Raw genomic sequence first — 11,646 nt, forward strand, 5'->3', positions numbered from 1 at the left:
GATGATCAAACGCCCGCCAGTCGTCCCGTGCTATCGCCGAAGCGGTCCAGGGAGGGAGTGCCCATGGCATCCAGCATGTTCAGGTAGAGGTTGCACATCGGCGTGGCTTGCGCGGTGAGATGCTGGCTCGGATTCAGGGCACCGCCGCCATTGCCGGCTACCACGATGGGCAGGTTGGCGTGGGTGTGGCGGTTGCCATCCGAGTTGCCGCAACCGTAAACGATCATCGAATTGTGGAGGATGGTTTGACCGTCGGCATCTTGCTTCGACTCGAGGAGTGCGAGGAACTCCGCAAGGCGCTGTGCGTAGAAGAGGTCGATCTGAGTGACCTTCTGGATCATGTCCTTGTCCTCGCGATGATGGGAGAGCGAGTGGTGGCCTTCGGCGACATTGATCTCCGGGAAGGAGCGGTTGCTGCCATCGCGTGCGAGAAGCATCGTGGAGATGCGCGTGGCATCCGTCTCGAAGGCGAGCGCCATCATCTGGAACATCAGCTTGATGTATTCATCGTAGCGCTGCGGGATGCCATCGGGCGTGGCCATGTCCGGATCCGGGATATTCTGGAAGCTTTCCGCGGTAACGATCTGCTGCTCGATCTCGCGCACGCCGGTAAGATACTCGTCCATCTTCGCCTTATCGCGGTTGGTGAGCTGTCCTTGGATCGCCTTCGCGTCTTCCATCACGAAGTCGAGGATCGAGCGCTGCTGCTCGCGACGGCGGGCCAAGCTGTCGCCCCTTTCCCCGTGGTTGCCTGCGCCGAAAAGCCGCTCGAAGACGAGACGGGGATTCGACTCCGGGGAAAGCGGCGAGGTTGGAGTGCGCCACGCGAGGTTCGACTCGTAGGCGCAGGAGTAGCCGGAATCGCAACCGCCAGACTTGCGGTGCGGATCGGCGGAAAGCTCGAGGGAGGCAAAGCGCGTACTCTTGCCAATCTGCTGCGCAGCGATCTGGTCCACGGAGATGCCGGCGTAGATGTCGCTGCCTGCGGTCTTCTTCACGCGAACGCCGGTAAGGAAAGTGCCGTTTGCCCGGGCGTGGTCGCCCGCCCCGTCATTGCCGGGGTCGGCATTGAGGTGCTCCAATCCCGAGATCACCTGCACGCGATGCTTGAGTGCTTCGAGAGGGGCGAGGGTGTTCTCCAGCCTGAAGTCCGCGCCCTTGCCGGAGGCGGTCCAGTGGCTTTGGATCGCACCGTTCGGGAAGTAGAGGAAGGCCATGCGCAGCGGTGCGCCGGTGGCCGTGGTGGCGAAGGCCCGGGCTCCGGCGGAGGCGGCCATGGCGCGTGGCATGAAGGCCTCGAAGGATGGCAGGGCCAGGCAGGCTCCGATGCCGCGGAGGAAGCGGCGGCGATTGGTGACGGCGTTCATGTCGAGGGTCGTTGGCGTTTTTGGAACGGGGCGGATTCGATGATGCCCGTGATCAGGGTCGAAAACTTGCCGCCGGATTGCTCCATCTTTTCGACGATGGCATCGACGGTGGTGATGTCGCAGGGCTGCGGGCCGCGTCCGATTGCGTAGGTGAGCAGCTTTTCGGTGAGGCAGCGATAGTAGTCCTCCCGGCGGGCGGTGACGAGCAAGTGCTTCAGCTCGCGGACGTCCTTGAACATCTCACCGGTGATGAGCTGGCCGGCGGGGGAGGCGAGCGGCTGGCCGCGCTCCTGGTCACGCCAGAGGCCCATCGCGTTGAAGTTCTCCAATGCCAGACCGAGAGGATCCATGCGATTGTGGCAGGAAGAACAGAGCGGCTTTTCGCGGTGCATCGCCAGCGCCTCGCGCAGGGTCAGCTCGCGGCCGTCCGCGGTTTTCTCGGAAGCTTCCAGGGAAGGGATGTTCGGCGGTGCGGGCGGCGGCGGGGTTCCCAGCACGTTGTCCAGGATGAAGAGTCCGCGCTTCACCGGCGAGGTGCGGGTGGGATTCGAGGTCACCGCAAGTACGGAGCCCATCGTAATAATCCCGCCGCGGGGGCTGTCTTCCGGGAGCTTCACCATGCGCATGTCTCCGCCTTCGACACCCGGGATGCCGTAGTGGGCTGCGAGCTCGCCATTGAGGAAGGTCGAGTCCGTCTCGATCAGCTCCAGCACGCTGCGATCCTCGCGGAGGAGATGGCGGAAATACATCTCCGCTTCCCGGCGCATCGCGGTGCGGAGGGATCCGCTGAATTCCACCCGGCGCTGGCCGCGGAATTTCTTCCTGAGCTCTCCCAGTTCATCGCGGAGGGCCGCGACCTTGCTGGTGTTGCCAGCCTTTTCCGCTTCGTCGATCTCCGTGTTGAGCTGGCGGAATTTCTGGAAGCGCTCGGTGTTCTCCCTCTCCGTGCCGGCGTCGCGCGCGAGGACCACGCGGGCATCGATGCTCGCGCCCTCGACATCGCGGGTTTGCAGCCATTGGCCGGCGAAGTTTTCCACGAATTCATCCGAGCGCTCATCCTTCAGCATGCGCTCGATCTGGGCGGCGAGGTTCTTGCGCAGCTCACCTTTCCCGGCGAGCTGATAGAGCGTGTCGTCCGGGGTGGTGGACCAGAGGAAGTACGAAAGTCGCGAGGCCAGCGAATATTCGTCGAGCAGCGGATGCGCGGCGGGATCGCTTTCCGGCACGGTGGACTCCATGCGGAAAAGGAAGCGCGGGGAAGCGAGGATCGCAGCGATGGCGCGGCCGAGTCCCTTCTCGAAGGTGCCACCGGGAGCATCCATCGATTGCTTCGCGAAGCCGGTCAGCTTCTGCACAGTGATCTCATCCACCGGACGGCGGTACGCGCGGGTGGCGAAGCGACGGATGAGCTCGGAGGCATATTGCTCGCGCTCCGCGGCATCTTCGGGCGCTTGGTCGCGGGTGAAGAAGCGTTCGTAGTTGGGTGGATGCACCTTGTGCTCCTCCTCCATCGGCCCGATCAGCGTGATGCCATTCAGGTGGAGATTCACACTCGGGGGGCCGTCGCCGAGGTCCGGCGGTTGCTGCGATTTGTCGACCAGCGGTTGAAGCGTGAGGTGCAGCGGATAGCTGCCCGCCTCCCACTTTACCTCGATGGATGACTCCATCTTCTGGGCCGGGCTCCACTTCAGTTCTTGGTCAAGCAGCTTGCGGCCTTCGACGGACCAGATGGCGTTGGCGCGACCGGGATCGTAGGAAAAGGAGCCGCGGGCGGTGGCATTCAGGACCACGCGGTAGGTACCGGATTTTTCGATCTTCACCTCGGCCGTGAGATCGGCGGGATCGTAGAGGGAGAGTCGGTATTCCCAATCGCCGGTGCGGCCTTCGCCTTGGCCGCGGAAGAGGCCTGCGGGGAGATTCCGCTGGGGCGTCACGCGATTTTCCATCGGCATGCCCTTGGCGATGATGGTTTCCGCCGCCTGCATGTATTTCTCCAGCAGGAGAGGGGAAGTGCTCAGGACGTCGCCGATGTTGTCGAAGCCGTAGCCGGTGTCGTCGGCGGGGAACTCTTCGTCGGTGCGAAAATCGTAGCCGGTGAGGTCCTTGATCGTGTTCCGGTATTCGACGCGGTTCAGGCGACGAAGGGTTACCCGGCCGGGATCGGGATTTTCGGGATCGAGCTTCAGCGGGCCGCGCTTGATCCATTCCTCGAGGGTGGCGAGGTCCTCCGTGGAAGGCTTCCTTTTCTTGGCCGGGGGCATCAAGCCGGCACGGATGTTCCGGAGGGCGTGGTCCCAGAGGGAAGTTTGCTTCATCAGCTCTTCCGTGGAGCCGAAGGTGTCAAAGCTGACCTTCCCCTTGTCCTCGCCCTCGCCGTGGCAGGAGAAGCAATGATCCTCGAGAATGGGCAGGATCTTGTCTTCATAAGTGGCCGCGAAGTCATCCGCCCGCGCCGCCGTGCAAACGCACAGCGTGAGGGCCGACCGCAGGAGGAAGAAGCGGGAAGGCACTGGCATGGAACACTGAAGGACGGAAAGATCGCAGGTCCGGTTCAGGATGCGATCTTGTTCTACGGGTGAAACGAGCTTTCCTCTTCAATTTCGAAAAGGATGACACGAGATGTATGAGAGCTTCTTTGGGGTCACTCATTCCCAACGTGTTTGAAGGAGAGCGCATTTTTTTCCGGCGACAGGAGCAGATCGCCGCGAAAAGGCCGGAAATCGTGAGTTCCTCGTCCGGCGTTCTTGGAAAAAGGAGAAACGCCGGACCACGGGACGGAGCCCATGATCCGGCGGATCGGGTTAAAGGGTGTTTTCAAGGCCCGCCCACGAAGCGGAACCAGCCATGGTAAGTTTCAGAACAAGGCCTTGAAAACTCGTCCGCGGCGTAAGTCCGCGGAGAAAACCGGTGCTGTCCTAGCGGGCTGCCGCCATCGTGGAATCGATGCCGGGGCTGAAATTGGAGAGGCGCTTCGCGTGGGCGCTCAGGGTGCCGTTGATCTCCTCGACGACGATCGAGGAAGGGAAGAAGCCGTAGCTGCTTTCCCGCCATTCCGACCACTCGACCATCGGTCCATCCCAGATGCGGTGGGCCTTGCAACGGATGAGGGCGATGTAGCGGCGCGAGATGCCCTTCTGACGGTCGGCTTCAGTGACGGGTGCCTTCATGATCCCATCGATCCCGAGGCCCTTGAATTCGATGCGATTGGAGAAGCGTCCGATCTGGTGGGTGGTGCGGGCGGTGCCGTCTTCGCGGAGATCCACCGAGGTGGCGAGCAAGGCGGCGCTGGCGGCAATGACCTCCTTTTCCTCTGCGTGACGCATGGCGGGCGTTTCGGCAGCCGCTTCGACAGCGGTGGGCTTTTGGGCCTGCTGCGCGGAGAGCGGCAGGACCGTCGCGAGGAGTGCGAGGAAAAGCAGTGCGTGCTTCATGCCCTGACCATGCCCTGCGCGATGAATAAGCCCCATTCCGGGATCGCGGAGGGATGGCTTACGTGATCACGCTATTTGTTAGGGAAAGACGGGAAAATGCGAAGTTGAGGAGCATCCTGCCTTGTTAGACACCGCTGCGAAGGATCTCCAAGGGGGGGTGATTGCAAACCCCGCGGCTGAGCGCCAGTCCGCCGGCGATGGAGATGGTGGTGGACGTGGCGAAGGCACCTGCCAACAACCACGGATCCGGCCAAGGGGATGCCTTGAAGAGCAGGATGGCGAGGGCGCTATTCGCGGCGACCGCGAGCAGCACGCCGGTGAGTGCCGAGAGCAGCCCGAGAGTGGCGTACTCGATGACGAGGATGGTGCGAACCTGTCTGGCGGAGGCGCCAAGGGTGCGGAGCAGCACGCTTTCCCGCAGCCGGACATCGCGGCCGTTCAGGAGGGTGCCGATCAAGATGGGGAGACCTGCTAGGACCGTGAAGCCAGCGAGCACGGAAACGACCGCCGAGATCTTCCCGAGGATGTCCTGCACCGTTTGAAGGATGAGGGTCAGGTCGATGGCAGAGACGTTGGCGTAGTCCTTCACCAATGCGCGCTGAAGCTCCCCGGATGCCGAGGCGGAAGGAGTCTTCGTGGTGACGACGTGGAAGCCCGGGGCGTCCTCGAGGACACCGGGCGGGAAGACCATGAAGAAGTTCAGATTGAAGCGGCTCCAGTCGACCTTTCTCAGGCTGGTGATCTTTGCCGGGATGGAGACTCCCTGGACATCCAGTGTCATTTCATCGCCGATACCAACGTTCATGTCCTTTGCGATCTGCTCTTCGAGCGAAAGGGGCACCGGCTTGCCGGGTTCGGCGGGCGACTTGTTCCATTCGCCAGCGATGAGGGTCTCGGTGGGGTTGAGGTAGTCGCGGTAAGTGGAGCGGAATTCGCGGCGCGCGACCCAGCGTGGGACATTCGGAGCGTCGCGGACGGGAATGCCGCGCACCGACTCGACGCGCATGGTCACCATCGGGGAACTCTCAAGCAGCGGGAGCTTTTGTTGGGCGAGGATTTCCTTCACGCCATCCACTTGATCCGGCTGTACATCGACCAGATAGAGATTGGGACTCTCGGCACCTTGGGTGATGTTGAGTCGCTGCTGGATGAGGTTTCCGGTCAGCAGGATGGTGACGAGGAGGAAGGTTCCGAGTCCTAGGGAAAGAAGGAAGAGGAGGGTTTGATTCCGTGGGCGATGGAGATTGGAGATGCCTTGGCGCAGAAGATAGGGCCAGCGCGGGTTGACGATGCGCCGGGTGATGAACATGAGCACGCGGGCGACGAGCGCGAGGATCGCGAAGGCTGCCGTGAGTCCGCCGATCATCGAAAGGGAACGTTTCCAATTCGGGTCATTGTGCAGGGCCAGCAAGACCAGCAAACCGCCCAACAAGAGGTAGACCGGTAATGCGCGCAGCGGGTGCCCTTCCAAGGTGGCTCCGCCGCGCAGGGTCGCCGCAGGGGAGACGCGGCGGATCTTCAGCAGCGGCAGCAGCGCGAAGCCGCAGCACACGGCAAAGCCCGAGGCAGTGGTTTCGGCGACCACCCTCCACTCCGGTCTTGGCGAAACGGATATGGGGATGCTGTCGTGGAAGTAGGCCAGCACTCCGGTCTGCAGGGCGATGCCCAAGCCCGCGCCTAACAGGGCACCCAGAAAACCGAGAACGCCTGCCTGCACGAAATAGATCCCGCAGGCGAGATGGCGTGGGCAGCCGAGGCAACGCAGGATCGCAATGGTAGGTATGCGGCGGGCGACATGGGCGTGCACGGCACCGGCCACGCCGATGGCACCCAGCACCAGGGACGCGAGCGCGATGATGCCGAGGAACTGCTGGAAGTTATCGAGCGCGTCTCCCAAGCGTTCGCGGCGGTTCTCCGGAGTTTCGATCTGCCAGGGGTTGTTCGGGATCTCGCTGCGGATGCGCTCCTTGATCTGCTGGGAATTGGTGCCCGCGGGAAGTTCCACATGAAGGAGGTGCGAGCTCATGCTGGCGACGCCGAGCAGCTTGGTGCGAGCCAGGTCCTCGTGGCGCATGTAGGCTTCCGGTGCGAAGCCGCTGAAACGGCTGGCGCGAGGGGCGGGCTTGGTCACCACGCCGAGGATGGGAAGCTCAAGCTCGCCGAGCTTTACCATATCGCCAGTCTTTGACTGGAACTGATCGAGCATGGCTGGTTCCAGAAGGATGCCGGGCTCGGACTGCATGCGTTTCCATGCGTCGGCGGGCTGGGTCTCCACTGCGCCGTAGAAAGGATAGCCGCCATCGATCCCGCGGATCTGCACCAAGCGTGCGGCATCCGATTTCGGGAAAAAGAGCATGGAGGTGAAGCTGGTTTCCTGGCTCACCTGCTTTGCCATCGCCTTCACCTTCGCGATCTCCTCTTCGGTGATCACGCGGCGGGAGGATATCTGGAGGTCCGAGCCTAACAGGGCCTTGGCCTGGGTCTCGATTCCAGTCTGCACGCTCTGCTTCAGCGAATGGATCGCCACAAGCGCGGCGATGCCGGACACGATCGCCAGCGAGAAGATCGCCAGACGTCCGCGCTGGGAACGGCTGTCGCGCCAAGCCATGCGCCAAGTCCAAGGGTGGAAAAGCGCGGCCAGCAGGTTCGAAGGCAGGGGCTTGGGATCAGGAGAGGGCATGTTCTTCCTCCGCGATGATTTTTCCGCCGCTCATCTTGATGACCCGGTGAGCCTTGGCCGCGAGACCGGGATCGTGGGTCACGAGCACCAGCGCCGTGCCTGCCTCGCGATTGAGACGAAAGAGCATTTCAACAATGGGCTCGCTGGTCTCGGCATCGAGATTCCCGGTCGGCTCATCGGCGAACATGATCTTCGGACGATGAATGAAGGCCCGGGCAAGCGCGACGCGCTGCTGTTCCCCGCCGGAAAGCTGGAGCGGATAGTGATCAAGACGGTCACCGAGGCCGACCTGGGCGAGCAGATTTTCCGCGTCCTTCTGGCGACCGGTCTCGCCACGGAGTTCCAGCGGAACCAGTACGTTTTCGACCGCCGTGAGGGTCGGGATCAGCTGGAAGCTCTGGAAAACGAAGCCGACGAGGCGGTTCCGGAGCGCGGCCCGCTGGTCCTGGGTCATCGATTCCATGGCCTGCCCGTCGAGCAAAACGGAGCCGCTGGTGGCGTCGTCCAGACCGGCGCAGAGTCCGAGCAGCGTGGTCTTGCCGCTGCCGGAGGGGCCGATGATCGCGCAGGTGTCTCCTTCCTTCAGGCTGAAGTTGATGTCGCGCAGGACGGTCAGTTCATGGCTGGCGGTGCGGTGGACCTTCCGTAGGTCTCGGACCTCAAGGATGGGCGGTTTGACAGCGCTTGGCTCATGGTTCAGGCTGGAGGCGGAAGAAGATGACATCTTGGAAGACCTTTGCGTTCTGGCTGATTTTACTAACCGTTTCCGCACTATTCCCCGCGACCGCGCAGAATGCAAACGGCGGGAAGAAGCGTGTCGTTGTTCTGGGAGATAGCATCACGGCGGGCTATGGGCTGGACCCGCAGGAGGCCTACCCGGCGCTGCTGCAGAAAAAAATCGATGCCGCGGGGCTGCCCTACACGGTGACGAATGCAGGCGTCAGCGGTGATACGACCGCGGGCGGACTGCGCCGGATCAATTGGGCGCTGGGGCAGGGGGCGGATGTCCTCGTCTTGGCGCTCGGCGGAAATGACGGCCTGCGCGGGATTTCTCCGAAGCAGACCGAGACCAACTTGAGCGGCATCATCGACAAGGCGCGGGCGAAAAAGGCGGATATCAAGGTACTCGTTGCGGGCATGCAGATGCCGGAAAACATGGGCGCGCAGTACACCGGGGAGTTCAAAGAGGTCTTCCCGAAGGTCGCCAAAGAGAAGGACGCGGCGCTGGTGCCCTTCCTTCTGGAAGGGGTCGGCGGGATCGAATCCCTGAACCAAGCCGACCGGATCCACCCGACCAAGGAAGGTCAGGAGAAGGTGGCGGAGAACATTTGGAAGGGTCTTCAGGGGCTGCTGGACGGGAAAGCGGCCGCGCCCTAAGCGGGGCGGGAGAAATTTCGGATTTCCGAAATGATCGGGATGCGTTTGAATGTCGCCACCTTGATCCAGATTTTCCCTTCCCTTGCCCATCCCATCTGGTTCGTGCCCGCCTTCCTCATCGGGGCGTGCATCGGTTCCTTCCTGAACGTGGTGATCTACCGCGTGCCGCTTGGGCTTTCCGTGAATGAACCGAAGCGCTCCTTTTGCCCGAAATGCAAGGCGGCGATTCCCATGAGCCTGAACATTCCGCTGCTCAGCTGGCTGTGGCTGCGCGGCAAGTGCTCGAACTGCAAGGCGCCGATTTCCTTCCGCTACTTCGCCGTGGAATTGCTCACGGCGCTGCTTTTTGCGGCGGTCTGGTGGTTCGTCCGGGATTCCCTGCATTTGGGGTCCATTCTGAGGCTGGAAATGGCGGTGATATTCCCGCTGTGGCTGATGATCGCACTCTTTGTCTCGATCACTTTCATCGATGCGGAGCACATGGTGATCCCGCTGTCCTTTACCACGGCCCTGTCGATCGCGGGCTTGGTGGCGGCCGCACTGTGGCCGAAGCTGCCGGACATGGCGGGCTGGGCGTCCGGTGATCCCTTGATCGCGGACGGATTGAAGCAATCGGTGATCGGCTGGATCATCGGCTTCTGCGGATTGTGGGTGGTGGTGCGGTTGGGAAAGATGGCCTTCGGGAAAAAGAAGATGGAGTTTTCCAATCCGGTGGAGTGGCGCTTGATCGAACCGGACAATGAGGAAGATCCGATCTGGTTCGAGATGAACGGCGAACGCATCGGCTGGTGGGATATTTTCTATCGGAAGACGGACCGGCTGATCGTGGAGTGCAGCGAGCTGCGTCTGGACGGAGAAGAGGTGAAGGCCGGTGTGCTCACGATCCGCGAAACAGGCATCGAGCTTCCGGATGGCCGGACCATCGAGATCGAAAAGCTGAAGGCGCTGGATGGCAAAGCGGCGCGCGCCGTGATTCCCCGGGAGGCGATGGGTATGGGCGATGTCCACCTGCTCGGCACGATCGGTGCCTTCTTCGGCTGGATGGGGGTATTCTTCAGTCTCTTCGCCGCCTCCCTGCTGGCGATCTTGGCTGCGGTGCTCGGCCGCATCGGCTTCGGCCGTCCCTTGCCTTTCGGGCCCTTCTTGATCCTCGGTTCCCTGATCTGGATGTTCGGAGGCTGGAAGCTCGCCCAATGGTATTTTGAAGGACTGATGATCGGAAGGTGACGGCGGGTGGACCTCGCTCTTCGTGATGAAAACCCGCGTCTACATTCGGCCGCCCGTTTCATCGGACATGCAGGCCTTCACGGAGGCGGTGCGACGGAGCAAGGCGCTGCACAAGCCCTACATCGCCGCGCCGGATAGCGAGGCGAAGTTCACGGCCTATCTGGAGAAGATGGTGGCTCCGGTTTACTATCCTTTCCTGGTGGTGCGCCGTGACACGGAAGAGCTGGTAGGGGTCTTCAACATCAGCAACGTGATCCGCGGGATGTTTCACTGTGGCTACCTAGGCTACTACGCCTTTGCCGGGCACGAGCGCAAAGGGCTGATGCGTGAGGGTCTTCAGCTTCTGCTGAAACATGCCTTCAAAACGATGAAGCTGCATCGTCTGGAAGCGAACATCCAACCGGGCAATGAGGGGTCGATCGCCCTGGCCGCTTCCTGTGGCTTCAGGAAAGAAGGATTTTCACCGCGCTACCTGAAGGTGCGCGGCCGCTGGCGCGATCACGAGCGCTGGGCGATCACGGCTTCGTGACGGAGCTTATCGGGCGAGGCAGCCCGGGCAGTCCTGAACCAAGTGTTTGCTGCCTTTGTCGGCAAGCGGCGGGCGCTGCTCGGTCAGGCAGAGCTCGGCCTTGCCAAGCGTATTCCGCGGGCGGAAGGCGCAGCCAGCCGGAGGGTGGGCGAGATCCGGTGGGAGTCCGGGAATGGTATAGAGTTCCTCACCCTTCTTATGGATCGCGGGGATGCTCTTCAGCAGCGAGCGGGTGTAGGCGTGCAGCGGACGGGCGAAGAGCTCGGCCTTTGGCGCGCTTTCGACGATGCGGCCCGCGTACATTACATTCACGTAGTCGCAGACTTCAGAGACCACGGCCAGGTCGTGGGTGATGAAGATCACGGCGGTGCCGAGCGTGCGCTGGCGTTCGCGGATCAGATCGAGCACCTGCTTCTGCACGGTCACATCAAGAGCGGTGGTCGGCTCATCGCAGATCAGCAGTTCGGGGCGGGTGATCAGGGCCATGGCGATCATCACGCGCTGGCGCATGCCGCCGGAGAATTCGTGCGGGTAGGAATTGATGCGCGTTTCCGGCTCGGCGATGCCGACTTCCGCCAGCGATTGGATGGCACGGTCGAGGGCGGCCTTGCCGCTGAGGCCCTCGTGAAGTTCGAGTGGCTCGGTGAGTTGCTCGCGGACCCGCATGAACGGGTTCAGCGAGGTCATCGGATCTTGGAAAATCATCGAGACCCGCTTGCCGCGGATCTTTCGGAGCTGCTTCCCGGTGGCCTTGAGCAGGTCGATCCCGTCGAACATCGCGGTGCCTGAATGAATCCGGCCGGGAGGCTGGGGAATCAGGCCGAGGAGCGAGTAACAGGTGACCGATTTGCCCGATCCCGACTCGCCGACGATGCCGAGTGTCTGCCCGGCTTCGACGGAAAAGGAGACATCTTCCACGGCATGGACGACGCCATTGCGGGTGTGGAAACGGGTGGTGAGATTGCGGACGTCGAGGAGCGGCATCGGGTGCTGGAACGATTCAAACCTTCGCGTGAGGGAATGACACGAATTTTT

9 protein-coding genes are annotated in these 11,646 nt (G+C 62.3%); 3 read left to right on the forward strand and 6 right to left on the reverse strand.

Translation table 11 applies throughout. From position 1 onward, the window contains the following. Positions 1 to 5: 5 nt before the first annotated feature. The 5 genes from HHL09_RS19175 to HHL09_RS19195 all read right to left on the reverse strand — a co-directional run bounded on the left by HHL09_RS19175 (position 6) and on the right by HHL09_RS19195 (position 8,202). Positions 6 to 1,367: a DUF1552 domain-containing protein gene (locus tag HHL09_RS19175; protein WP_169456240.1), complete on the reverse strand. Its 1,362-nt coding sequence runs from the start codon at positions 1,365 to 1,367 to the stop codon at positions 6 to 8. Then, the gene (locus tag HHL09_RS19180; protein ID WP_169456241.1) at positions 1,364 to 3,883 is read right to left on the reverse strand and encodes a DUF1592 domain-containing protein; all 2,520 of its coding nucleotides are present in this window, start codon (positions 3,881 to 3,883) and stop codon (positions 1,364 to 1,366) included. The genes HHL09_RS19175 and HHL09_RS19180 overlap by 4 nt, the downstream gene beginning before the upstream one ends. 399 nt (positions 3,884 to 4,282) lie before the next feature. Beyond that, on the reverse strand, positions 4,283 to 4,798 hold the full coding sequence (locus HHL09_RS19185; RefSeq protein ID WP_169456242.1) for a hypothetical protein: 516 nt from the start codon (positions 4,796 to 4,798) through the stop codon (positions 4,283 to 4,285). Positions 4,799 to 4,922: 124 nt separating this feature from the next. Then, positions 4,923 to 7,478 (reverse strand): ABC transporter permease, encoded by a 2,556-nt coding sequence (locus HHL09_RS19190; RefSeq protein ID WP_169456243.1) that lies wholly within the window; start codon positions 7,476 to 7,478, stop codon positions 4,923 to 4,925. Then, positions 7,465 to 8,202, reverse strand: a complete 738-nt coding sequence (locus tag HHL09_RS19195; protein WP_169456244.1) for an ABC transporter ATP-binding protein — start codon at positions 8,200 to 8,202, stop codon at positions 7,465 to 7,467. The genes HHL09_RS19190 and HHL09_RS19195 overlap by 14 nt, the downstream gene beginning before the upstream one ends. On the opposite strand from HHL09_RS19195, the gene HHL09_RS19200 reads away from it, so the two are divergent. From HHL09_RS19200 to HHL09_RS19210, 3 genes are read left to right on the forward strand one after another with little or no spacing between them, the layout of a single operon-like run. Further along, positions 8,196 to 8,855 carry an arylesterase gene (locus HHL09_RS19200; protein ID WP_169456245.1) on the forward strand — a complete coding sequence of 220 codons (660 nt, stop codon included), beginning with the start codon at positions 8,196 to 8,198 and terminating at the stop codon, positions 8,853 to 8,855. The two genes, HHL09_RS19195 and HHL09_RS19200, sit on opposite strands and share 7 nt — an antisense overlap. A 30-nt stretch (positions 8,856 to 8,885) precedes the next feature. Continuing rightward, positions 8,886 to 10,082, forward strand: a complete 1,197-nt coding sequence (locus HHL09_RS19205; RefSeq protein ID WP_169456246.1) for a prepilin peptidase — start codon at positions 8,886 to 8,888, stop codon at positions 10,080 to 10,082. Between the two features lie 25 nt (positions 10,083 to 10,107). Further along, on the forward strand, positions 10,108 to 10,611 hold the full coding sequence (locus HHL09_RS19210; RefSeq protein ID WP_169456247.1) for a GNAT family N-acetyltransferase: 504 nt from the start codon (positions 10,108 to 10,110) through the stop codon (positions 10,609 to 10,611). A 6-nt stretch (positions 10,612 to 10,617) separates the two neighbouring features. Here HHL09_RS19210 and HHL09_RS19215 read toward each other — a convergent pair whose 3' ends face one another. After that, positions 10,618 to 11,595, reverse strand: coding sequence for an ABC transporter ATP-binding protein (locus tag HHL09_RS19215; RefSeq protein WP_169456248.1), 978 nt, complete (start codon positions 11,593 to 11,595; stop codon positions 10,618 to 10,620). Between the last annotated feature and the right edge of the window lie 51 nt (positions 11,596 to 11,646).

The sequence above is a fragment of the Luteolibacter luteus genome, from assembly GCF_012913485.1.
Lineage (GTDB): Bacteria > Verrucomicrobiota > Verrucomicrobiia > Verrucomicrobiales > Akkermansiaceae > Haloferula > Haloferula lutea.

Coding starts and splice junctions, on each gene's coding strand:
- HHL09_RS19175 (WP_169456240.1), bottom strand. CDS start 1,367: ATGAACGCCGTCACCAATCGCCGCCGCTTCCTCCGCGGCATCGGAGCC.
- HHL09_RS19190 (WP_169456243.1), bottom strand. CDS start 7,478: ATGCCCTCTCCTGATCCCAAGCCCCTGCCTTCGAACCTGCTGGCCGCG.
- HHL09_RS19180 (WP_169456241.1), bottom strand. CDS start 3,883: ATGCCAGTGCCTTCCCGCTTCTTCCTCCTGCGGTCGGCCCTCACGCTG.
- HHL09_RS19200 (WP_169456245.1), top strand. CDS start 8,196: ATGACATCTTGGAAGACCTTTGCGTTCTGGCTGATTTTACTAACCGTT.
- HHL09_RS19195 (WP_169456244.1), bottom strand. CDS start 8,202: ATGTCATCTTCTTCCGCCTCCAGCCTGAACCATGAGCCAAGCGCTGTC.
- HHL09_RS19210 (WP_169456247.1), top strand. CDS start 10,108: ATGAAAACCCGCGTCTACATTCGGCCGCCCGTTTCATCGGACATGCAG.
- HHL09_RS19205 (WP_169456246.1), top strand. CDS start 8,886: ATGATCGGGATGCGTTTGAATGTCGCCACCTTGATCCAGATTTTCCCT.
- HHL09_RS19215 (WP_169456248.1), bottom strand. CDS start 11,595: ATGCCGCTCCTCGACGTCCGCAATCTCACCACCCGTTTCCACACCCGC.
- HHL09_RS19185 (WP_169456242.1), bottom strand. CDS start 4,798: ATGAAGCACGCACTGCTTTTCCTCGCACTCCTCGCGACGGTCCTGCCG.